The 24,092-nt window shown below is 45.7% G+C and carries 17 protein-coding genes and 2 pseudogenes; 15 read left to right on the top strand and 4 right to left on the bottom strand.

Features of this window, described 5'->3' with window-relative positions; genetic code table 11:
- Position 1 precedes the first annotated feature (1 nt).
- Genes LIZ66_RS10545 through LIZ66_RS10535 form a run of 3 tightly spaced genes read left to right on the top strand, consistent with a single transcriptional unit; the run spans position 2 to position 3,923 of the window.
- Positions 2-1,735 (top strand): ABC transporter ATP-binding protein, encoded by a 1,734-nt coding sequence (locus LIZ66_RS10545; protein ID WP_148462791.1) that lies wholly within the window; start codon positions 2-4, stop codon positions 1,733-1,735.
- Positions 1,735-3,477: an ABC transporter ATP-binding protein gene (locus tag LIZ66_RS10540; RefSeq protein ID WP_173718254.1), complete on the top strand. Its 1,743-nt coding sequence runs from the start codon at positions 1,735-1,737 to the stop codon at positions 3,475-3,477. The genes LIZ66_RS10545 and LIZ66_RS10540 overlap by 1 nt, the downstream gene beginning before the upstream one ends.
- Before the next feature lie 11 nt (positions 3,478-3,488).
- Positions 3,489-3,923, top strand: coding sequence for a hypothetical protein (locus LIZ66_RS10535; protein ID WP_227200794.1), 435 nt, complete (start codon positions 3,489-3,491; stop codon positions 3,921-3,923).
- Positions 3,924-4,186: 263 nt separating this feature from the next.
- Here LIZ66_RS10535 and LIZ66_RS10530 read toward each other — a convergent pair whose 3' ends face one another.
- Positions 4,187-4,699, bottom strand: a complete 513-nt coding sequence (locus LIZ66_RS10530) for a VanZ family protein (protein WP_227200793.1) — start codon at positions 4,697-4,699, stop codon at positions 4,187-4,189.
- A gap of 251 nt (positions 4,700-4,950) precedes the next feature.
- Here LIZ66_RS10530 and thyA point away from each other — a divergent pair, with 251 nt between their 5' ends.
- On the top strand, positions 4,951-5,799 hold the full coding sequence (gene thyA / locus LIZ66_RS10525; protein WP_118579195.1) for a thymidylate synthase: 849 nt from the start codon (positions 4,951-4,953) through the stop codon (positions 5,797-5,799).
- Here thyA and LIZ66_RS19345 read toward each other — a convergent pair.
- Positions 5,774-5,896 (bottom strand): annotated as a pseudogene (locus LIZ66_RS19345) (hypothetical protein); the annotation flags it as partial. The gene thyA and the pseudogene LIZ66_RS19345 overlap by 26 nt on opposite strands.
- Between LIZ66_RS19345 and LIZ66_RS19985 the strand changes: the two are divergent.
- Together LIZ66_RS19985 and LIZ66_RS10520 are read left to right on the top strand one after the other, a co-directional pair.
- Positions 5,846-5,998, top strand: a pseudogene (locus tag LIZ66_RS19985) (DUF6783 domain-containing protein); the annotation flags it as partial. The pseudogenes LIZ66_RS19345 and LIZ66_RS19985 sit on opposite strands and share 51 nt — an antisense overlap.
- Entirely contained in the window at positions 5,976-6,467 is a 492-nt protein-coding gene (locus LIZ66_RS10520; RefSeq protein WP_173718256.1) for a dihydrofolate reductase, read from the top strand. The pseudogene LIZ66_RS19985 and the gene LIZ66_RS10520, both read left to right, overlap by 23 nt.
- 120 nt (positions 6,468-6,587) lie before the next feature.
- Here the strand turns inward: LIZ66_RS10520 and LIZ66_RS10515 are convergent, their stop codons facing one another.
- Complete coding sequence (locus tag LIZ66_RS10515; RefSeq protein ID WP_148462786.1) at positions 6,588-7,613, bottom strand: branched-chain amino acid aminotransferase; 1,026 nt, start codon at positions 7,611-7,613, stop codon at positions 6,588-6,590.
- A gap of 243 nt (positions 7,614-7,856) precedes the next feature.
- On the opposite strand from LIZ66_RS10515, the gene LIZ66_RS10510 reads away from it, so the two are divergent.
- The 7 genes from LIZ66_RS10510 to LIZ66_RS10480 all read left to right on the top strand — a co-directional run bounded on the left by LIZ66_RS10510 (position 7,857) and on the right by LIZ66_RS10480 (position 20,993).
- Complete coding sequence (locus tag LIZ66_RS10510; RefSeq protein ID WP_227200792.1) at positions 7,857-9,323, top strand: 5-bromo-4-chloroindolyl phosphate hydrolysis family protein; 1,467 nt, start codon at positions 7,857-7,859, stop codon at positions 9,321-9,323.
- Positions 9,324-9,455: 132 nt separating this feature from the next.
- Positions 9,456-10,607, top strand: a complete 1,152-nt coding sequence (locus LIZ66_RS10505; protein ID WP_173718258.1) for a toxic anion resistance protein — start codon at positions 9,456-9,458, stop codon at positions 10,605-10,607.
- Positions 10,608-11,007: 400 nt separating this feature from the next.
- The gene (ispG, locus tag LIZ66_RS10500; protein WP_148462783.1) at positions 11,008-12,078 is read left to right on the top strand and encodes a flavodoxin-dependent (E)-4-hydroxy-3-methylbut-2-enyl-diphosphate synthase; all 1,071 of its coding nucleotides are present in this window, start codon (positions 11,008-11,010) and stop codon (positions 12,076-12,078) included.
- Between the two features lie 21 nt (positions 12,079-12,099).
- Positions 12,100-16,611 (top strand): PolC-type DNA polymerase III, encoded by a 4,512-nt coding sequence (locus LIZ66_RS10495; RefSeq protein WP_148462782.1) that lies wholly within the window; start codon positions 12,100-12,102, stop codon positions 16,609-16,611.
- A 39-nt stretch (positions 16,612-16,650) separates the two neighbouring features.
- Entirely contained in the window at positions 16,651-18,609 is a 1,959-nt protein-coding gene (locus tag LIZ66_RS10490; protein WP_173718259.1) for a fructose-1,6-bisphosphatase, read from the top strand.
- 15 nt (positions 18,610-18,624) lie between these two features.
- Positions 18,625-20,040, top strand: coding sequence for an amidophosphoribosyltransferase (locus LIZ66_RS10485; protein ID WP_148462780.1), 1,416 nt, complete (start codon positions 18,625-18,627; stop codon positions 20,038-20,040).
- Positions 20,041-20,057: 17 nt separating this feature from the next.
- A complete protein-coding gene (locus LIZ66_RS10480) occupies positions 20,058-20,993 on the top strand; it encodes a YARHG domain-containing protein (RefSeq protein ID WP_226837704.1) in 936 nt (311 codons plus the stop codon).
- 122 nt (positions 20,994-21,115) lie between these two features.
- On the opposite strand, the gene LIZ66_RS10475 is transcribed toward LIZ66_RS10480, so the two are convergent.
- Positions 21,116-21,328 (bottom strand): helix-turn-helix domain-containing protein, encoded by a 213-nt coding sequence (locus tag LIZ66_RS10475; protein ID WP_118579180.1) that lies wholly within the window; start codon positions 21,326-21,328, stop codon positions 21,116-21,118.
- A gap of 209 nt (positions 21,329-21,537) precedes the next feature.
- Between LIZ66_RS10475 and LIZ66_RS10470 the strand changes: the two genes are divergently transcribed.
- Both LIZ66_RS10470 and dprA read left to right on the top strand, forming a co-directional pair.
- The gene (locus tag LIZ66_RS10470) at positions 21,538-23,127 is read left to right on the top strand and encodes a YifB family Mg chelatase-like AAA ATPase (protein ID WP_227200791.1); all 1,590 of its coding nucleotides are present in this window, start codon (positions 21,538-21,540) and stop codon (positions 23,125-23,127) included.
- A 42-nt stretch (positions 23,128-23,169) separates the two neighbouring features.
- Positions 23,170-24,054 (top strand): DNA-processing protein DprA, encoded by an 885-nt coding sequence (gene dprA / locus LIZ66_RS10465; RefSeq protein ID WP_118579174.1) that lies wholly within the window; start codon positions 23,170-23,172, stop codon positions 24,052-24,054.
- Positions 24,055-24,092 lie beyond the last annotated feature (38 nt).

The raw sequence follows: 24,092 nt of genomic DNA, 5'->3' as shown, positions 1-24,092 counted from the left end.
GATGAAGAGATTGCTTATATTTTTGAAGGGCTATGAGAAAGAAAGTTTTCTGGCTCCTTTGTTCAAAATGCTGGAGGCCACCTTTGAGCTGATCGTGCCTCTGGTTGTTGCAAGAATCATGGATATCGGCATTAAGAATCAGGACAATGTCTATATCTGGCACCAGTGTGTGATCATGGTACTGCTTGGAGTGATCGGTCTTGCATGTTCCCTGACAGCACAGTATTTCTCTGCAAAGGCAGCCATGGGATTCAGCACTGCCCTTCGCAAGGAGCTTTTTTCCCATATCAGCAGGCTTTCTTACAGAGAACTGGATATGCTTGGAACTCCTACCCTTGTGACAAGGATCACCAATGACGTGAATCAGGCACAGACTGGTGTGAACATGGTACTTCGTCTGTTCCTTCGTTCTCCTTTTATTGTTGTGGGTGCAGTGATCATGTCCTTTACCATTGATGTGAAGATTGGCCTGATCTTCCTGATTGCGGTTCCGGTGATCTCCATTGTAATTTACGGAATTATGCGCACAACAGTGCCAATTTACAAAAAGGCTCAGTCATTCCTGGACAGGATTTCCCTGATCACCAGAGAGAATCATGTGGGTGCCAGAGTAGTAAGGGCTTTTGGAAGACAGCAGGAAGAATATAAAGAATTCTCAGAAGTAAACGACGATTACACCAAGGTGCAGGTAAGAGCGGGAAAAATTTCCGCACTTCTGAATCCTGCCACTACGGTTATCATGAACTTTGCCATTATTGGAATCCTCTGGTATGGAAGCAAGGAAGTGTCTGTGGGTATTCTTACACAGGGGGAAGTGGTTGCCCTTGTAAACTATATGAACCAGATCCTGATCGCACTGATCGCTCTTGCAAACCTGATCGTGGCAGTGACAAAGGCTATGGCTTCCGGTGTGCGTCTGAATGAGGTGCTGGATACACAGCCGTCTCTCACGGATCAGGGCAATAGTGTTCAGAAAGAAAATGCAGGCGCTGCAAGAGTTGTCTTTGAAGATGTGAGCTTTACCTATGCAGGCAGCAAGGAGCCGGCGCTTTCCCATATTTCCTTTACGGCAAAACCAGGTGAGACCATCGGTATCATTGGTGGTACCGGATGTGGTAAATCCACTCTGGTCAATCTGATCCCACGCTTCTATGACGTAACTTCCGGTAATGTGGTAATTGATGGAAATAATGTAAAAGAATATCCATTTTCACAGCTTCGTAAAAAGGTGGGGATGGTACCACAACAGGCAGTTCTGTTTAAGGGAACCATCCGTGACAATATGAAATGGGGCAAAGAGGACGCTTCCGAAGAAGAAATCCAACGGGCTCTTTCCATTGCGCAGGCAAGTGGTTTTGTAAAAAGTAAGCCGGAGGGCTTAAATACCATGGTAAGTCAGGGCGGCGCCAATCTTTCCGGCGGACAGCGCCAGCGTCTTACCATAGCAAGAGCACTGGTGGGAGATCCGGAGATCCTGATCATGGATGACAGTGCTTCTGCCCTTGACTTTGCCACAGATGCGGCTCTTCGTCATGCCATTCATGAGCAGACAAAGGGAATGACTGTGTTTATCGTTTCCCAGAGAGCAACCTCCATCAAGCAGGCAGATAAGATCCTGGTTCTGGATGATGGTGAGCTGGCTGGTGTGGGAACACACAAAGAGCTTATGGAATCCTGTGAGGTCTACAGAGAAATCTGCCTGTCACAGCTTTCCGAACAGGAGGTGAACCGCTGATGGGAAGGAATAAAGAGACTATGAAGAGGGTACTGAAATTTATCAGCCCTTACAAAGCAAAAATTATCATTATGCTTCTGACAGCGCTTGTCACCGTTGGATTTACCCTGTATACACCCATTCTGATTGGTAATGGTGTAGATAATATCGTAGGTCCGGGAAATGTAAATACAGCCGGACTTTTGAAGGTGCTTGGAGCTCTGGCTGTGATCGTTGTGGGAAATGCAGTTTCCCAGTGGGTGATGAACCTTCTTACCAATCAGGTTACCTACAGCGTGGTGCAGGATGTGCGAAGCCAGGCGTTTGCCCATCTTCAGGAGGTGCCGGTATCTTATATAGATGCCAATCAGCCAGGAGATATTTTAAGCCGTATTGTTTCTGATGTCAGTCAGTTTTCAGATGGTCTCCTTATGGGCTTTACCCAGCTGTTTACCGGTGTGCTGACCATCTTTGGAACCATTGGATTTATGCTTTCCATCAGTGTGAAGATCACAGTGATCGTTATTTTGCTCACTCCGATTTCCCTGTTCGTGGCAAGCTTTATCGCAGGCAGAACCTTCCGCATGTTTCAGGAGCAGTCCGAGAAGAGAGCGGAGATGACTTCTATTGTGGAAGAGCTTGTTGGAAATCAGAAGATCGTGCAGGCTTTTTCCTATGAGGAGAGAGCTAATGAAAGGTTTGGAAAAGTAAATGAAGAGCTTCGCGTCTGCGGAATCAAAGCGATTTTCTTTTCCTCTATTACAAACCCATCCACACGCTTTGTAAATGGTCTTGTTTACACAGCAGTTGGAATTTTTGGTGCATTTACAGTAATTAAGGGCGGTATGACTGTGGGACAGCTGACCAGCTTCCTGAACTATGCAAATCAGTATACCAAGCCGTTTAATGAGATTTCCGGCGTTATCACAGAGCTGGAGAATGCGCTGGCATGTGCAAAACGTCTCTTTGACTTTATTGATACACCGGCACAGGAGCCAGATGCGCCAGATGCTTGGGAGCTGGAGAAAGCAGACGGCCGTGTAAGCGTGGAGAGTGTTTCCTTTTCTTACAGAAAAGAAGTTCCGCTTCTTACTGATATTTCCATTGACGTAAAACCTGGACAGAGGATCGCCATCGTCGGACCTACCGGATGCGGTAAGACCACTATGATCAACCTTCTTATGAGATTCTATGATGTAGATAAGGGACAGATTAAGGTAAGCGGTTATCCGGTAAGAGAGCTTACAAGAGACAGCCTGAGACGAAACTTTGGTATGGTGCTTCAGGAGACCTGGCTGAAGGCAGGAACCATCCGCGAGAACATTGCCTATGGAAAGCCGGATGCGACTTTGGAAAAGGTTATGGAGGCAGCTAAGCATGCACATGCCCACAGTTTTATCAAGCGTATGCCAAACGGCTATGATACCGTGATTTCAGAGGGAGGCGGAAATATTTCCCAGGGACAGAAGCAGCTTCTTTGCATTGCAAGGGTTATGCTGATGCACCCGGCTATGTTGATCCTGGATGAGGCCACTTCTTCCATTGATACCCGTACTGAGGTGAAGGTGCAGAAGGCTTTTGCAGAGTTGATGGAAGGAAGAACCAGCTTTATTGTAGCACATCGTCTTTCCACTATTCAGGAGGCAGATCTGATCCTGGTCATGAAGGACGGAAATATTATCGAGCAGGGCAGACATGAGGAATTGCTGGCGAAGAAGGGCTTCTATGCGAATCTGTATGAGAGTCAGTTTGCTATTTCATAAGGGGGATGAATATGGAAAATAAGAATCTGGAAGAGACTGATGTAAATGAGAAGCAGAAAGCCAGAAATGGGAAGTCTGCTATGCCTATGAGAACCTGCCTGGTTATGATTTTGGCAGGGGTTTATGTGGCTTATCTGGGTGTTTCACTTTGCCAGAATGTAATAAATGGTGCTGAGGGCAGCAGTCCTGGATTTATGGTTGCGGGAGTGATTTTTATTGTGCTTGGCGTTGCTTTCGTGATCAATGGAATCCGCGGCAGCATAAAGGCTGGCAAGATGCAGAAGGAGTCGAATGCAGAAAGTGAAGCACAGGCTTCTGAGACAGAAACTTCAGGGACAGTTGAATCTAAAATGGAAAGTACTTCATCCTTGAATAAGAAAATGTCTATCGCTGACCGCGCTAATCTGGTTAGCCAGTTAGGGGATGCGACAGAGGATGAAGAATAGAGAGTATTGCTTTTGAAAAGAAATTGACATATTTAATAGATAGTGTTAATACATGTATGAAAAATGAGTGTTGCCGATAGACGGTTAGTCCGTGTATATAATGTCAAAAGTAAACACTAGTTTGCAGACCGGGCGGTTACTTTTGCGTTTTATGATTATAACAGCATGAAATTACGAATACAATACTAAATATAAAAAAAATAAACAGACTTCCGAATGAGTGATAATCAATCAGAAGTCTGTTTTTTGTTGAAATACACGCTCTAACGCCGTCTCCGCCGCCGTTTCCCGCTTGGATTATGTAGGGTGGACCAGCAGAATGCCTGCACCAGCAGGATTCCCGCTGTAACCCCGATACTGTCGATGCTCACATCTCGTACAGAAGGCCCGCGGTCTGCCACGAAAGACTGGTGGTACTCGTCTAATCCTGCGAAGCCTACGCAGATGGCGCCTGCCAGCAGGATCAGCCAGATACCTCTTACTCCGTAAACATAAAGTGGGAAAGAAATGGCAATGGCAAGCAGACAGTACTCTGTCATGTGAGCGGCTTTTCGCACATAAAATTCGATGGAGCTGGCAGAATAGGCGAGCTCGTCATAAGTTTTGTTTTCGTTGAGAACTTCATTCTTGGTTTCCACAATCTGGTAGCTGACTTCATAGCTTAGGGCTCCGGACACCTCCCCTGTCTGGGCTGAAAATGAATAAATCAGATACATCATCAGAATTGCAGGAAGAAAAGAAAGAGGTTTCAGTAAATGGATTAAAATTTTCTTCATGGGGTTTACTATAACATGGGAAAATAAGATTGTAAAGAAAAAGGTGATTTGACAAGGCTTTGAAAAAACAATAAAACCAGAGCAAGCAGAAGGGAGACAGGAGGGCAAAGAACTTGTTATTTACAGGAATCTATGCTAAAATTGTTGAAGTATGAAAAGCAGCGAGATACTTGGTGGGGAGAGACTCTGGCAGCCAGGTATCGTGTTGCTATAAAGAACGCACAATGGAGACCAGGAGGAAAAAGACAGGTATGAGTTTAGCTGATCATATTTTTATAGATATGTGTAAAGACGTAATTGAGAACGGAACCAGTACAGAAGGGGAGAAGGTCCGGCCAGTGTGGGAGGATGGCACTTCTGCTTATACGATCAAACGTTTTGGTGTTGTGAACCGTTATGATCTGAGAAAAGAATTTCCAGCGCTGACCCTTCGCAAGACCGCATTAAAGAGCGCTATGGATGAGATCCTCTGGATCTGGCAGAAAAAATCAAACAACATTCATGACCTTCACAGCCATATCTGGGATAGCTGGGCTGACGAGAATGGCTCCATTGGAAAAGCGTATGGTTATCAGCTGGGTGTGAAGCATCAGTACAAAGAAGGCATGATGGATCAGGTAGACCGTGTTCTTTATGATCTGAAGAATAATCCATACAGCCGTCGTATTATGACCAATATTTATGTGCATGAAGATCTTCATGAGATGAATCTTTACCCATGTGCTTACTCTATGACCTTCAATGTAACAAAGGAGCCTGGAAAGGACAAGCTGACTTTAAATGCCATTTTGAACCAGCGCTCCCAGGATATCCTGGCTGCAAATAACTGGAATGTATGCCAGTATTCCCTGTTGTTGATGATGATCGCACAGTGCTGTGACATGGAAGCCGGTGAGCTGGTACATGTGATCGCGGATTGTCATATTTATGACAGACATGTTCCGGTTATCAAGGAGCTGATTTCCAGGACACCTTATCCGGCACCGACTGTGAAACTGAATCCGAATGTGAAGAATTTCTATGATTTTACCACGGATGATCTGATCGTGGAGAATTATCAGACCTGGCCTCAGATTAAAAATATTCCGATTGCCATTTAAACATGGAGTAAATGAGAAAGGGTTCCAATGCCGCATGCGTTTCAGATATGGTGAGGCTGCTGTAGCGGGCTACGGCAACCGAATTTGGGCAAAATCTCCCGCAAAGTGGGGCGTGCAGATTGCGGGAATGATTTTTAGACACGCTCTAGGAGTTCGTATAAAGGAGATTATAAGAAATGAAAATAATAGTAGCTGCTGACAAAAACTGGGGAATTGGAAAAGACAATAAGCTTCTTGTAAGCATTCCGGCGGATATGAAAATGTTTCGTCAAGAGACCACTGGCAAGGTTTGTGTTATGGGAAGAAAGACCCTGGAGAGTTTCCCAGGAGGGCTTCCTCTTAAAAACCGCATAAACATCGTTCTTACCAGAAATGAGAATTATAAGGTGAAAGATGCCATAATCGTTCATTCTATTGAAGAGCTTATGGAAGAATTGAAAAAGTATCCGGCAGAAGATGTATACTGCATCGGCGGCGACACTATCTATAAGCAGCTTCTTCCTTATTGCGATGCTGCTCAAGTGACCAAGATCGATTTCGCCTATATTGCAGACAGTTATTTTCCGAATCTGGATGAAGATCCACAGTGGCATGTGGCAGCAGAGAGCGAAGAGCAGACATATTTTGATCTGGAATATAAGTTTGTGAGATATGAGAGAAATAAATAAGCGGGAAAATATAATGTGTTTTTAAAAAAAATCAGTTCTGCCATCACGACAGAACTGATTTTTGTTATATGCTGTGTAGAGTGTGTTTGAAAAAATACGAAAAATGGGAAGCTTAAGAAATTACTCAATAACCTTCAGCCATCCCTCTGGAGCCTGGATGCGTCCCATCTGGATTCCGGTAAGGGTCTCATACAGCTTCTTGGTGATCGGTCCCATCTCGTTCATGCCGCTTGGGAAGCAAATCTCTTTGCCGTGGTCCACGATCTTTCCAACAGGAGAGATAACAGCAGCAGTACCGCAAAGACCGCACTCTGCGAAATCCTTCACTTCGTCGAAGTATACTTCTCTTTCCTCAGCCTCAAGTCCAAGGTACTCTTTCGCAACGTAGATCAGAGAACGACGTGTGATGGATGGAAGGATACTGTCAGACTTCGGAGTAACAACCTTGCCGTCTTTTGTTACGAATAAGAAGTTTGCTCCGCCTGTCTCCTCAACCTTGGTACGAGTCTTGGAATCAAGATACATGTTCTCATCGAATCCGTTCTTATGAGCGTCAACAATCGCATGAAGGCTCATTGCGTAGTTAAGACCAGCTTTGATATGACCGGTACCATTTGGTGCAGCACGGTCAAAGTCGCTGACACGGATTGTGATTGGCTTAGCGCCGCCTTTGAAGTATGGTCCGACAGGTGTGGTGAATACACGGAACTGATACTCGCTGGCAGGTTTTACACCGATAACAGCGTCGCTTCCGAACATGTACGGACGTACATATAAAGTAGCACCAGAACCATATGGCGGAACATATGCTGCATTTGCTTTAATTGTCTGAACAACTGCGTCAACAAAACGGTCTTTCGGGAATACAGGCATTTCCAGTCTTGCGGCGGAATGCTCCATACGCTCACCGTTCAGGTCAGGACGGAAAGTAACGATATGTCCGTCTTCTGTAGTATATGCTTTCATACCCTCAAAAACAGTCTGTGCATACTGAAGGACACCTGCACACTCACTGATGGTAACCATATCATCTGTGGTAAGGCCTCCCTCATCCCACTTGCCGTCTTTATAATTGGATACATAACGGTAGTCTGTTTTTACATAACCAAAGCCCAGGTTGCCCCAGTCAATGTTCTTTTTTTCCATAACAATTTCCTCCTAGCGTGGTTTTTGGGGGGAGATTCTTATTGTGAATCCCCAATGTTTTTACTATTGTAAAACTTTTACGTGTGAAATTCAATGGGAAAAGCAGTTTTTTTAAGTGATTTTCCTGTGAAAAAGGTTACAAAAAGTATAATGTGTTTATATTTTATGGTGTCTTGTTTTTTGAGGGGGATTTTTGTATAATGATAAAACAAGCGTTGTGAAATAAAATATCCGGAGGAAAAGATGGGATATAACGAATTTGATGAACTTGGAGATAAGATCCAGAGCATCATTGACAGTGCAGTAAATGAAAAAAATTACCAGAAACTGAGCCAGAGTATTAATCAGGCGCTGAATAAGGCTATTGATAATGGGAGTGATGCCCTTCGGGATGCGCTTAATAATACTGTGGGCAGTGGGAAATATACCAATTACCGCAGCGGCAGTTCTTATGATTACAGAGAGAATCGGTCCTGGGATTTTCAGAAGGATGGAAAGAAAAACCGGAGTACCGGGGAGGATCATGGAACTGGTTATCAAGGATATGCCGATGCGAAAGGGAATGATTCGCGTAATGGAAATTTCCAGAGAAATGGTACAGGCAGGCAGGATACCAATCACCAGAATTCGGATCTGGCATTGTATTTACCGACGAATGGAATCAAGGTCGGGGGAATTCTGAAGACAGTGTTTGGTGGGATTCTTACTGGAACATTTGGAATTGCTGCAATGGTAGTTGGGGGAATTGGAGCTGGCTTTAGCAGCAGTGTAATGCTTGGAATTTCGGCTGTTCTGGCGGCATTTACGGTCGGCGGAGGTATTCTTCTCGGCCAGGGCTGCAGCAGTCTTACCAGTTTAAGCCGCCGAAACAAGTATATCAAGGCTCTTGGCACTCACACCTACTGCAATTTCCAGCAGCTGGCACAGGCAGTCGGCAAGCCGGTGAAATTTGTAAAAAAAGATATCAAACGTATGATAAGCAAAGGCTGGTTCCTTCAGGGACATGTTGATAAACAGGAAACCTGCCTGATTACAAGTAATGAGACTTACGACCAATATGTAAGCACTCAGAAGCGGCTGGAAGAAAGAAATCATCAGCAGGATGAAGAGCGTGCACGCCAGGAGGCAGCGCTTCGTCAGCAGGCAGAGGAAAAAGAAAGGCAGAAATTTAACCAGCATGAACAGGCAGATGCCCGGGCGTGTGTGGAAGCAGAACGGGATGCTGCGGAAAGAATCAGACTTTCCCCGGAAGTCCGGCAGGTTCTGGATAAGGGAAATGACTTTCTTGATAAAATCCACCGCAGCAATGATGCCATTCCAGGAGAAGAGATTTCCAGAAAAATCTCCCGTATGGAGCTGATCATAGCGAAGATTTTTGAACGCGCCAAGGCTCATCCGGAGATTATTCCGGATTTGAACCGCCTTATGGATTATTATCTTCCTATGACTGTGAAGCTTTTGAATGCATATGAAGAAATGGACAGCCAGCCGGTTCAGGGAGAGAATATTACTTCTTCCAAGAAAGAAATCGAAGAGACTATTGATACGTTGAATGTGGCTTTTGAGAAGCTTCTGGATTCCATATTTGAAGACACGGCTATGGATGTATCCAGTGATATTTCTGTTCTGAATACAGTTTTGGCACAGGAAGGGCTGACTGAGGACGAGCTTACCCGTATGAGAAAAGAGGCTGAAAAAAACAGGCTCTAGCAGTGTGCGGAATGTTAAGTATATGAAAAGATAAGATTTGCAGCGGGGTTAGAGCGTGTTATAAAAATAACGAAAATGCCAAACTGAAGGCTGCTGATAAATATGGGCAGACCTATACACAAGGAGGATGCTATGGGAAACGAATTTACAGGTTTTGAAGATAACGCACCTACACTTACATTAGAACCGGATTTGGGAGAGTCAAAGGCAGAGATTGCAGCAGAGCCGGAAGCCGAAGCTGTGAAAAAGGAAATGGAACAGACCGTTCTCTCCCCGGAAGAACAGCAGATGGTAGACAGCTTTGCTAAGAAAATTGACATTGAGAATACTAACCAGATCCTCCAGTACGGTGCCGGAACCCAGAAGAAAATGGCTGATTTTTCCGATGCAGCTCTTGAAAATGTACGGACACAGGATCTGGGTGAGGTTGGAGAGCTGATCACCCAGGTGGTAGGCGAGCTTCGCGATTTTGATGCTGCTGAGGAGGAGAAAGGCTTTCTTGGCTTTTTCAAGAAACAGGGCAGCAAGATTGAAAATATGAAGAACCGCTACGCCAAGGCTGAGGTAAATGTGCAGAAGATCACTACCTCCCTTCAGGATCACCAGATGCGTCTCATGAAGGATTCCGCAGTTCTGGAAAAAATGTATGCTCAGAACCTGAACTATTATAAAGAACTGACCATGTACATCCTTGCAGGAAAACAGAAGCTGCAGGAAGTACGGGAGGGAAAATTAAAAGATCTGGAGGCAAAAGCAGCAGTCAGCGGACTTCCGGAGGATGCGCAGGAAGCCAAGGATCTGGACAGCAAGTGCAATCGTTTCGAGAAGAAGCTGCATGATCTGGAACTGACCAGAACCATTTCCCTGCAGACAGCACCGCAGATTCGTCTGGTGCAGAACAATGACACCCTTATGGTAGAAAAAATCCAGACAACCATTGTAAATACCATTCCACTTTGGAAGAGCCAGATGGTACTGGCACTTGGAATCGCCCATTCCACAGAAGCAGCCCAGGCCCAGCGCCAGGTAACAGACCTGACAAATGAGCTTTTGAAGAAAAATGCGGAGGCACTTCACCTTGCATCCACAGAGACTGCCAGGGAATCTGAGCGCGGAATCGTGGATATTGAGACTCTGAAGCAGACCAATCAGGAGCTGATCGCTACTTTGGATGATGTCATGAATATTCAGAAAGAGGGCCGCGCCAAGAGAGCCCAGGCAGAACTGGAAATGCGCAAGATGGAAGAAGACTTGAAGAATAAATTGTTGGAAATCCAGCATTAAATTGCAAAGAAAACAGGGTTACTGTTTACTGGTAACGTTCCGCGAGGTGTTTTTTGTGAACAAAGTTCATGAAAAACCCGAGAATTGCGGTGCGAAATCACGCAGAATGCTGTGGAAATAACTGTACAGCAGGGGTGTCAGAGACATCCCTTTTGTGCCTTTTTGCATAGAAACGTTTGATAAGCGCCTGCGGTGTAAAAGTGAACCGCAAAGAATGTTACTGTTCACTCCGTTCACAGCAACACGCTTCGCGATGCACAGAAATCATGCTTTCGCATGATTTCGCGCCGCAAGTCTCGGGTTTTTTTGTGACCTTTGGTCACAAAAAACACCTCGCGGAATGCTATCAGTGAACAGTAATCAAAGAATACCATGTTCATAATATATGGAGGAATTTCGTATGTACAGAGACCATACCAAAGTAATTCAGATAGGAAATAAGAAGATTGGAGGCGGAAATCCCATCCTGATCCAGTCTATGACCAATACAAAAACAGAGGATGTGCAGGCAACCGTAGAGCAGATCCTTGCCCTGGAGGCTGCTGGCTGCGACATTATCCGCTGTGCAGTGCCGACCATGGAAGCGGCAAAGGCTCTGAAAGAGATCAAAAAACAAATTCACATTCCGCTGGTAGCAGATATTCATTTTGATTATCGTCTTGCGATTGCGGCCATGGAGAACGGTGCCGACAAGATCCGTATCAATCCCGGAAATATTGGAAGCACAGAGCGTATCAAGGCAGTTGTAGATGTGGCGAAGGAGCGGAATATTCCCATCCGTGTTGGGGTAAACAGCGGTTCTCTTGAGAAAGAACTGGTGGAGAAATATCACGGTGTTACCGCAGAAGGTCTGGTAGAAAGCGCCCTTGACAAGGTGCACATTATTGAAGAGCTTGGCTACGACAATCTGGTGATCAGCATCAAATCTTCTAATGTTATGATGTGCGCCAGGGCTCACGAACTGATTGCGGAACAGACCAGTTATCCTCTCCATGTGGGAATTACAGAGGCAGGAACCCTTTATTCTGGAAATATCAAATCTGCCATAGGGCTTGGTATTATTTTATACCAGGGAATCGGTGACACGATCCGCGTCTCCCTGACTGGTGCCCCTCTGGAAGAGATAAAATCTGCCAGACGTATCCTAAAAACCCTTGGACTTCGCAAAGGCGGCGTGGAAGTAGTATCCTGTCCAACCTGCGGGCGCACCCAGATCGATCTGATCGGTCTTGCAAATAAAGTAGAAACTATGGTGCAGGATATCCCTCTTGACATTAAAGTAGCTGTTATGGGCTGTGTGGTAAATGGCCCGGGAGAAGCAAAAGAAGCCGATATCGGAATTGCAGGCGGCGTAGGTGTAGGTCTTCTGATCAAAGGCGGTGAGATTGTGAAGAAAGTGCCGGAAGACCAGCTGCTGGATACCTTGAGAGAAGAATTGATGAACTGGGATAGCAATAAGACACAGAAATGACAGAAGGTGTATATTCTATAAATGGAAAAAGAATTTTTTGACGTATTTCCAAACTTAAAATTAAAACAGGAATTAAGTGAACTTCTGGAAGAGGTGATCGTCACCAAGGTTGCCTGCAACTCTGCCAAAACTTGTGTCCGGGTTTACTTGAAAAGCGACCGCTGGATCCATAAAAAGCATATTTTCAGCCTGGAAGAGCAGATTCAGAGACAGTGCTTTCCTGGTCTTGAAGTGAGTGTGAAGGTAATCGAGAAGTTCCATCTGTCCAGACAGTACACGCCAAAGAATTTCCTGGATACCTACCGCTCCAGCATGGAACTGGAGCTTCGCAATTACAACATGCTGGAATACAATCTGTTCAAGCAGGCACAGATCACATTTCCAGAAGATGACTGCCTGAATATGGCACTTCCGGATTCTGTGATTTCCAGACAGAAAAGTGAGATACTTATTGAATATCTTCACAAAGTATTCTGCGAGCGTTGCGGAATGGACCTGAAAGTTTCTCTGGATTATGTGCAGACGGAGGAGAGCAGGTACCGCAAAAATGCAGCTATCCAGATCCGTCAGGAAGTAGCTAATGTGCTGAAGCATGCCAGACTTTCCACAGAAGAAGAGAGCGCAGCACCAGCTCCTGCAGCTGAGGAAAAAACAGGAAAAGAGGCCGCAGCCGGCAAGACATCCGCTGCCAGGTCGGAGAAGAAAGCAGAGGCAGCCAGTGAAAAGAAGCCTTTCGAGAAAAAGCCATTCGAAAAGAAAGGCAAATGGGGCGATTTCCGTGGTGGCTTCCGCAAGGATCCAAATCCGGACGTTATTTATGGAAGGGATTTCGAGGACGAGCCTATTCCATTGGAAAATATTGTGCAGGAAATGGGAGAGGTTATCATCCGCTGCCAGGTTATGGATGTGGAAGCGAGAGAAATCCGAAATGAGAAGACCATACTGATTTTCCCGGTTACGGATTTCACAGACTCCATCACAGTAAAAATGTTCCTGCGCAACGAGCAGGTGCCGGAGATCAAAGAGCATGTGAAAAAAGGTGCCTTCCTGAAAATCAAAGGCGTTACTTCTATTGACCGTTTCGATGGTGAGCTTACCATAGGCTCCATCTCCGGAATTAAGAAAATCTCCGATTTCCGCAGTTACAGAGTGGACACCAGCCCTCAGAAGCGTGTGGAACTTCACTGTCATACGAAAATGAGCGATATGGATGGTGTAACCGAGGCAAAAGCGCTGGTAAAACGTGCCTACGAGTGGGGGCATCCTGCCATTGCCATCACAGATCATGGTGTGGTGCAGGCTTTCCCGGAGGCAAACCATTGCTTTGATGCGTGGGGAGGCTGCGTGCCAAAGGATTCTGATTTTAAGGTGCTTTACGGTATGGAGGCCTATCTGGTAGACGACTTAAAGGGTATGGTCACCAACCCGAAAAAACAGTCCCTGGACGGCAGATTCGTGGTTTTCGACATTGAGACCACAGGATTTTCCCCCCTTACCTGTAAGATCATTGAAATTGGTGCTGTATTGGTGGAAAATGGAAAGATCACAGATCGTTTTTCCACATTTGTCAATCCTCAGGTTCCAATTCCATTTCGAATTGAGCAGCTGACCAGTATTAATGACAGCATGGTTATGGATGCCCATCCAATTGAAGAAATTTTACCGGAATTCCTGAAATTTTGTGAAGGAGCTACAATGGTAGCCCACAACGCAGATTTCGATATGAGTTTTATTATAGAGAATTGTAACCGCATGGGAATTCCAAATGATTTCACCTATGTGGATACGGTAGGTATGGCACGATTCCTGCTGCCTGCGCTGAACCGTTTTAAGTTGGATACCGTTGCCAAGGCAGTTGGCGTTTCCCTGGATCATCACCATCGTGCGGTTGATGATGCAGAGTGTACGGCCCGTATTTTCGAGAAATTCGTGGGAATGTGCAGGGAAAGAGATATTACGGATGTAGACAAGCTGAATGAGCAGGGAAAAGTTTCCCCGGACACCATTAAGAAACTGCCCACTTACCATGCCGTTATTTTCATGCGGAATGAGACCGGCCGTATCAATCTGTACAAGCTGGTAAGCCAGTCCCATATCAAGTACTTTAACCACAGACCCCGTGTGCCAAAGAGCCTGTTTGAGGCACATCGGGAGGGACTTCTTATTGGAAGTGCCTGCGAGGCTGGTGAGCTTTACCAGGCTCTTTTGCGCAATGCACCGGAGCAGGAAATCGCAAGGCTGGTAAGCTTTTATGATTATCTGGAAATCCAGCCCCTTGGGAACAATATGTTCATGGTGGAGGATGAAAAGAATGATACGATTCATTCGAAAGAGGATCTGATTGAGATCAACAAAAAAATTGTAAAGCTTGGTGAACAGTTTAACAAGCCGGTTGTTGCTACCTGTGACGTTCACTTTATGGATCCCCAGGATGAAATCTACCGTCGTATTATCATGGCTGGAAGCGGCTTCAAGGATGCCGACAATCAGGCACCTCTTTATCTTCGCACTACTGAGGAAATGCTGGAGGAGTTTTCCTATCTGGGAAGCGAGAAGGCAGAGGAAGTGGTAATTACAAATACAGTGAAGATTGCGGATATGATAGAGAAAATGTCACCGATCCATCCGGATAAATATCCGCCGGTTATTGAGAATTCTGACCAGGACTTAAAGGATATGTGTTTCCAGAAAGCCCATGAAATGTATGGTGAAGTGCTTCCCAAGATCGTAGAAGACCGTCTGGACAAAGAGCTGAATTCCATTATTTCCAATGGATATGCGGTGATGTATATTATTGCCCAGAAGCTGGTGTGGAAGTCCAATGCAGATGGTTATCTGGTGGGCTCCCGAGGGTCTGTAGGTTCTTCCCTGGCGGCTACCATGTCTGGTATTACAGAGGTAAATCCTCTGCCACCCCATTATCTGTGCCCAAATCCGGAGTGTAAGTACAGTGACTTTGATTCTCCGGAGATCAAGGCTTTTTCCGGTATGGCGGGATGCGATATGCCAGACAGGATCTGTCCAAAGTGCGGCACCAGGATGACCAAACAGGGCTTTGACATTCCCTTTGAGACCTTCCTTGGATTCAAAGGAGATAAGGAGCCTGATATTGACCTGAACTTCTCAGGAGAGTATCAGTCCAATGCCCATCATTATACAGAGGTTATATTCGGAAAAGGTCAGACCTTCAAGGCGGGAACCATCGGTACCCTTGCGGATAAAACCGCATTCGGATATGTAAAGAACTATTTTGAAGAGCGGGGACAGCACAAGCGTTCCTGCGAGATCAACCGTATTGTACAGGGGTGTACCGGTATCCGGCGAAGCACCGGACAGCATCCTGGCGGAATTATTGTACTCCCAATGGGAGAGGAAATAGAGAAATTTACCCCGGTCCAGTACCCGGCGAACGATTCCAGCAGTGGATTTATCACCACCCATTTTGACTACCATTCCATTGATGGAAACCTGCTGAAGCTGGATATTCTGGGACACGATGATCCCACCATGATCCGTACCCTTGAGGATATGACAGACCTGAATGCAAGAGAGGTTCCTCTTGATGACAAGGCGGTTATGTCACTTTTTGCCAGTACAGAAGCTCTTGGAATTGATCCGAAGGATATCGGCGGCTGCAAGCTTGGCTGTCTGGGAATTCCAGAATTTGGTACTGATTTCGCCATGCAGATGCTTGTGGATACCAAGCCGAAATATTTTTCTGATCTGGTCCGTATTGCCGGACTTTCCCACGGTACGGATGTATGGCTGGGAAATGCGCAGACACTGATCGAAGAGGGAAAAGCTACTATTTCCACGGCAATCTGTACCCGAGATGATATTATGATCTACCTGATCGGTCAGGGTGTGGAAAGTGGTCTTGCCTTTACTATTATGGAGAGCGTCCGTAAAGGAAAAGGTCTCCGGGATGAGTGGATCACCACTATGAAAGAACACGGCGTTCCGGACTGGTACATCTGGTCCTGCAAAAAAATCAAATACATGTTCCCGAAAGCCCATGCGGCAGCTTACGTTATGATGGCATACAGAATCGCCTGGTTCAAGGTATTCCAGCCGCTGGCTTATTACGGTGCATATTTCAGTATCCGTGCCACAGCTTTTTCCTATGAACTGATGTGTATGGGAAAAGAAAAGCTGGAGTTTTATATGGCAGAGATACGCAAGAAAGGGGACGCTGCATCCAAAAAAGAGCAGGATACCCTGAAAGATATGCGTATTGTCCAGGAAATGTATGCAAGAGGTTATGATTTTATGCCCATTGATATTTACCGGGCGAAGGCACATCGTTTCCAGATCATAGAAGGAAAACTGATGCCGTCCATTGATTCTATAGAAGGTCTTGGAGATAAGGCGGCAGATGCTGTAGTGGATGCTGCTGTACAGGGAAGATTTCTTTCCAAGGATGATTTCCGTGACAGGACCAAGGTCAGCAAGACCGTAATTGATCTGATGGATAAACTTGGATTATTTGGAGATATTCCACAGTCCAATCAGATTTCATTGTTTGATTTCTAACGCTGGTTAAATAAGAGTAATATGAATTTAGGAGGTTCCATGAAAACAGAAGAACTGCGCTACCTACAACGTCTGGCGGAGCTCTACCCCACTATCGGGAAGGCTTCTACAGAGATCATCAACCTTCAGTCCATTCTCAATCTTCCAAAAGGCACCGAGCATTTTCTTTCCGATATCCACGGAGAGTACGAAGCTTTTTCCCATGTGCTTCGAAACGGTTCGGGAGCTGTGCGAAAGAAGATAGATGATGTATTTGGACATACCTTAAGCAACAGTGACAAGCGTTCCCTGGCAACTCTCGTGTATTACCCGAAGGAAAAAATTGCCTATGTGAAGAAAAAAGAGTCTGATATGCAGAACTGGTACAAGATCACCCTGTACCGTCTTATTGAAGTGTGCAAGACAACTGCCTCCAAATATACCAGATCCAAGGTTCGTAAGGCATTGCCTTCGGATTATGCATATGTGATCGAAGAGCTGATCACGGAGAAAGCAGAAGTTCTGGATAAAGAGGCTTATTACGATTCCATTGTGGATACCATTATAGATATCGGCAGGGCAGAGAACTTCATTATCGCTCTTGCTGAACTGATCCAGAGACTGGTTGTAGACCACCTTCATGTGCTTGGAGATATATATGACAGAGGTCCCGGTCCTCATTTTATTATGGACAGACTGATGGATTATCATTCTCTGGATATTCAGTGGGGAAACCATGATGTGGTATGGATGGGCGCCGCTGTAGGACAGGCTGCCTGTATGGCCACAGTGATCCGTAACAGTATCCGTTACGGCAATCTGGATATTCTGGAGGATGGTTATGGAATCAATATGATGCCTCTTGCTGCTTTTGCCATGGAGGTTTACGGGGATGATCCCTGCCAGGTATTTGAAGTACATGGCAATCCTTCCAATTACAATGCTCTTGAGAAAGAGCTGAGCAGGAAAATGCACAAAGCCATTTCCATTATCCAGTTTAAGCTGGAAGGGGTACTGGCGAAAGAACATCCGGATTTTCATATGGAGAATCGATGCGTTCTGGAGGGGATTGATCCGGAGAAGGGCACTGTGCAGCTGCCGGATGGAAGTGTGCATAATCTTCTGGACACCCATTTTCCAACCATTGACTGGGAACATCCTTATGAGCTGACAGATGGGGAAAAAGAAGTAGTGGAGCGCCTGAGCTCAGCATTTCGAAACTGCGAGAAGCTTCAGAACCACATGCAGCTGCTTCTGGATAAAGGCGGCCTTTATAAGACCTATAACGGGAACCTTCTTTTCCATGGAAGTATTCCGCTGAACGAAGATGGAACTCTGAAAGAGGTTGAGATTTACGGTGAGACTTGTAAAGGCAAGGCACTTTATGATAAACTGGAAGCCTACGTAAGAAAAGCTTTTTTTACCGTAGATGAGAAGGAGAAGAAAGCAAGCCAGGATATTCTGTGGTATATCTGGGCCGGGCCTAATTCTCCCCTTTATGGAAAAGATAAAATGACTACCTTCGAGCGTTATTTTATCGCAGATAAAGAGACACACAAAGAGAAAAAGAATGCCTACTATCACCTCTGGGAAAAAGAAGAGGTAGTAAATCGTATGCTGGAAGAATTCGGGCTGGATCCGGATGAGGGGCATATTATCAATGGTCACGTGCCTGTTCATCAGCTGGAGGGAGAGAATCCGGTGAAATGTGATGGCAAGGTGATCGTAATTGACGGTGGTTTTTGTGAGGCATACCGGAATGTGACCGGTATTGCCGGATATACTCTTGTTTACAGTTCCTATGGTCTGAGCCTGACTGCCCATGAGCCTTTTACTTCGGCGGAAGATGCAGTGGAAACAGAGAGGGACATTGTGTCCAACCGTGTGGCTGTCCGCTATAATCCAAGGCGTGCCCTTGTGGGAGATACGGATAACGGTAAGGCACTGAAAGAACGAATTCAGGAGCTGAAACAGCTTTTGGATGCCTACAGAAAAGGCGTTATAAAGGAGAAAAAATAAGGAGACTAAGGAAAAATGGGTGGAATTTTTGGTGTTGCGTCAAAGTCTGATTGTGTAATGGATCTTTTTTTTGGAATTGATTATCACTCCCATCTGGGTACAAGAAGGGGCGGAATGACCGTTTATAGCAGGAGCAGTGGATTTAACCGCGTGATCCATAATATTGAGAACTCACCGTTCCGTACCAAATTTGACAAGGATGTGGCAGAGATGGAAGGCAATCTTGGAATAGGCTGTATTTCTGACAATGAACCGCAGCCTCTTCTGGTGCGTTCCCATCTGGGAAATTTTGCAATTACAACAGTAGGCAAGATCAATAATATAGAAGCTTTGGTAGAGAAATGCTTCAAAGACGGGCATACCCATTTTCTGGAGATGAGCGGTGGCAGTGTGAATCCTACAGAGGTAACGGCAGCGCTGATCAATCAGAAGGACAGTATTGTTGAGGGAATCCGCTATGCACAGGAGATGATCGAGGGCTCTATGACCCTTCTTCTTATGACAGGGGAGGGCATTTACGCAGCACGCGACCGTTATGGAAGAACTCCTCTTGTAATCGGCAAGAAGGAAGATGCATGCTGTGCTTCTTTTGAAAGTCATGCCTACATTAATCTTGGCTATGAAGACCTGAAAGAGCTGGGACCTGGAGAGATTGATTTTATTACCCCGGAGGGAGCCCAGGTTCTGCAGAAGCCAGGAGACAAGATGCGAATCTGTTCTTTCCTCTGGGTATATTATGGATATCCAACCTCCACTTATGAGGGGGTAAATGTAGAGGAAATGCGTTACAAATGCGGCGATATTCTGGCAGGAAGAGATGCCGGAGAAGTGAATCCGGATCTGGTTGCAGGAGTACCGGATTCCGGTATTGCACATGCCATCGGCTATGCTAACCGCTCTGGTGTGCCGTTTGCCCGTCCGTTTATTAAATATACGCCCACATGGCCAAGATCTTTTATGCCGACTCAGCAGAGCCAGCGAAATCTTATCGCCAGAATGAAACTGATCCCAGTACATAAACTGATCAAAGATAAAAGCCTCCTTATGATTGACGACTCTATCGTAAGAGGTACCCAGCTTCGTGAGACAACAGAATTCCTCTATAACAATGGTGCTAAGGAGGTTCATATCAGACCTGCCTGCCCGCCGCTTTTATATGGATGTAAGTACCTGAATTTCTCACGCTCTAAGTCAGAGATGGATCTGATCACAAGAAGGATCATTGCGAAACGTGAAGGGGACAATGTATCAGACAGGATTTTGCAGGATTATGCAAATCCGGATTCTACAAACTACAAAGAAATGCTGGAAGAAATCCGCAAGGAACTGAATTTTACATCCCTGAAATATCATCGTCTGGATGATCTGAAGAAGTCAATTGATATTGAACCGTGCAAGCTTTGCACTTATTGCTGGAACGGACAGGAATAAACAGGAGGTGACTGCCTGTGAAAAAGCACAACAAAGATGTACTAAAAGCAACGCTGTTTGCCTTGATCGCCATATTTATCATGATTGGAGCAGCGGGGCTTCTGTTTGCCGAACATAAGAAAAAGATTCAGAAGGAGCAGCAGAAGAAGGCTGCTATTGAGGCTTTGGAAAGGGTGCCCACAGTGACACCGACTCCAGCGGCTACAGCCACGCCCACACCGGAGCCTACGGCCACAGTGACACCGACTCCTGTGATCACCCGGGCACCGGCGTTCGTGGCAAATGATTATATGGGAACCTGGTACAGTAAGGATGGACTGGTGACACTGTCTATAGACGACCTTACCCTGAAGTCTGTTACTTTTACTTTTTCTCAGGCTGGTGACAATGCCGGCACTAAGGTTTCGGAAGCTTCGGACACTGCAAAAGTGGCTGGAAATGCAGCAAAGCTTTCCTTTACAGATTCCTGGGGAAACCAGGTGCGTGGAAATATGACCTTTGATCAGGGCAGACTTTATCTGCGCCTAAATACAGCTTCCCCTGCAGAGGGTGCCGGGGTGACACCAAAGGTAGATGGGGTCCTTACAAGGGAGAAAGCCGCTTCAGTGACACAGGCACCTTCAGTGACTCCGGCTGATAATACAGATAAAACGGATCTCTCTTCCCGGGATTATATATTCCCGGACAGCAACAGCCGATATCTTACAGATGAGGATTTGTCGGGCTATTCATCTGACCAGCTGGAACTGGCGAAAAATGAGATTTACGCCCGACATGGCAGGAAATTTGTGACACAGAGAATTGCGGATTATTTTAACAGTAAATCCTGGTATAAGGGAACTGTGGAGCCGGAGACCTTTGATGCAGATACTTCTGTGTTTAATGAATATGAAGTCGCAAATATTCAGAAAATTGCAGATACGGAAGGAAAGCTTCGAAGTGAAGGAAAGTAACGGATATATGAAAAATACTTTACGGAATGTTACGAGTGAATGGTAATAACTTTATTTATGGTATACAAAATGAGGGGGAAATCGCATCCCCCTCATTTTGTACCTGTTCAGTACCTTTGCAATTACGGCATTTTTTTATTATCAGTACGGCCAACCAGATAGTCAATGCTGGTTTCATAATAATTTGCAAGGCGGATCAGCATTTCGATTGGAATGTTCCTGGAGCCAGTTTCGTAGTGGGAGTAGGAACGCTGGCTGATGTGAAGGATATCACTGATCTGCTTCTGGGACAGATCAGCGTCTGTCCGAAGGTCTTGAATTCTCTGAAATTTCATAGGTTCACCTCTTTTTCTTCTGTAGAGTCTGCAGGGACCAAATGTAACGAACAACGAAAACCGTCTGTCCCCGAATCCTTTCAGAAAGTATAAATCAGAACGAAATGCACTATTGCAATTCAGAGCAAAATGGGCTATAATGAATTTTATATATCTTTTAATCATATCTTTTTAACTTTTATTCTTTTTTATTCCAGAGATACATTGAAATGGCAGAACAGGTTCGGTATGGGGAAGGACTGTATCTGCAGAAAGGGATAAGATTGTTTGCAAGTGTTTTATCAGCGGCGATTTCAGGAATGGAAGTCTGCCCGGTTCAGGTGGAAGCTGATGTAAGCAGCGGTCTGCCTTGTTTTACTATGGTTGGATTTCCCAGCACCCAGGTGAAAGAAGCACAGGACAGAGTGCGCACAGCGTTAAAAAATAATGGGATCAGTCTGCCGCCTAAGAAGGTGACTGTGAATCTGGCACCTGCTGATCTGCGAAAAGAAGGGGCTGGTTTTGACCTGCCTGTGGCAGCAGCAGTGCTGGCAGCATCGGGATTTATAGAACCACAGCTTCTTCGGAATGTAATGGTGGTTGGCGAACTCAGTCTGAATGGGGAGGTAAGGAGTGTATCCGGAGTGCTGCCAAGAGTGATCCGGGCAAGGGAACTGGGATGCCGGTATTGTATCATTCCGTTTGAAAATCTGGCAGAAGGAGCTTTGGTGAAGGATATGAAAGTGGTCGGAGTCCAAAATATAAAAGAAGTTTTGAAGCTTGTCTCAGATCCGAATGCATTTGGAAAAGAAAATCCGTTTTCAGAGGAAAATTCAGAAGAGAATCACGTAGAAGAGAGTCTGGTGGATTTCGGGGAAATCTGTGGTCAGGAGAGTGCCAGAAGAGCTGCTGAGATTGCAGTCAGCGGATTTCACAACATCCTGTTTATCGGCCCTCCGGGCACTGGGAAGACCATGCTTGCCAAAAGAATACCTACGATCATGCCCTCTCTTACTTTTGAGGAAAGCCTGGAGCTTACAAAAATCTACAGCATTGCTGGACTTTTAAGTCCAAAGAGACCATTAATTAAGGCAAGACCCTTTCGAAGTCCGCATCATACCAGTTCGTCTGCAGCTCTGGCTGGAGGCGGAAGAATCCCGGGTCCCGGTGAAGTGACCCTGGCTCACAGAGGCGTTCTGTTTCTGGATGAAATGCCGGAATTTGCAAGAGGTAGCCTGGAAGTGCTGCGGCAGCCCCTGGAGGACAAGCAGATCCAGCTGTCAAGGGCAAGTGGAACGTATGTGTTTCCGGCGGGATTTATTCTGGTAGCAGCCATGAACCCCTGTCCCTGCGGCTATTATCCGGATATGAATAAATGCAGGTGCACACCTGGCGAGGTGAGTCATTATCTTCATAAGCTGAGCCAGCCCCTTCTGGAGCGGATCGATCTATGTGCAGATGTGCCGCCTGTTAATTTTTCCCAGATCTCAGAAGAAAAACCAGGAGAAAGTTCTGCCCTTATCCGGAAAAGAGTGGAAAAAGCCAGAAGAATACAGCAGAAACGCTACCAGAATGAGAAAATCTGTTTCAACGGAGAACTGTCCGGGAAGCAGATCCGGAAATACTGTGTGCTGACAGAGAATGCCTTTCAGGTGGCAAAAAATGCTTTTGAGCTTATGGAACTCAGTGCAAGATCCTATCACCGGATTCTGAAGGTTTCACGCACCATTGCGGATATGGAAGGAGAGGAACTGATACACACAAGACATGTTGCAGAAGCCCTTACTTACAAAGCATTTGATAAGAAGTACAGAAGCTGAATGAATTTATTCATAAAACCGCACGCAGGGAGGTATTTTAGTATGGAAGCAATGCAGAAAATCAAATGTTTAACTATAGAGGATTCCAATTTTCCAGATCGTTTGAGAAAACTTTCCGGAATGCCAAAAAAACTGTACTACATCGGAAACCTGCCAGATCCGAAGAAGCCTGCTGCAGCAGTGGTAGGTGCCCGCATGTGCAGTCCTTATGGCAGATGTCAGGCATTTAAATATGCAAGGACCATGGCAAGCTACGGTGTGCAGATCATCAGTGGAATGGCAAGAGGGATTGATGCAGAGGGGCATAAAGGTGCACTGGATACGGACACTCCTACTTTTGCAGTGCTGGGAAGCGGAGTGGACGTGTGTTATCCCAATTCCAACAGATGGCTTTATCAGCGGATCCTGGAAAAAGGCGGCGGGATCATCAGCGAGCTTCCCCCGGGCTCTCCGCCTGTGAACTGGGCTTTTCCGGCAAGAAACCGAATCATCAGCGGACTTTCCGATGCTGTTCTTGTGGTAGAAGCCAAGGAACAGAGCGGTTCCCTGATCACTGCAAACTTTGCCCTGGAACATGGACACAGTGTTTATGCCCTTCCGGGAGCTGTGACAGAGGAACTGAGCAGAGGCTGCAACAAGCTGATTTTCGATGGTGCAGGAATCGCTTACAGCCCGGAAATCATGCTTATGGAATGGGGAATTGAGGCAAAAAACAGACCTCAAAATGTGGAAAAAAAGAAGTTGGGGCTTGCGCCGGATTTGGATTTGGTGTATAGTGGTCTCGATTTACGACCTGAAAATCTGGATAATTTAATACGAAAAACCGGTTTTTCAGCATCAAAAGTCTGTGCTCTTCTGACAGAACTTCAGCTAATGGGGCTTGTGGGAGAGACAGGCAGACAATACTACAGAATATCAGGGGGATAATTTGTAGTGTATGTAGACTGAATACAAAGTAGGAGAGG

The sequence above is a fragment of the Blautia faecis genome (genome assembly GCF_020554845.1).
GTDB lineage: Bacteria > Bacillota > Clostridia > Lachnospirales > Lachnospiraceae > Blautia_A > Blautia_A faecis.
This window is presented reverse-complemented; position numbering and strand designations above follow the sequence as displayed.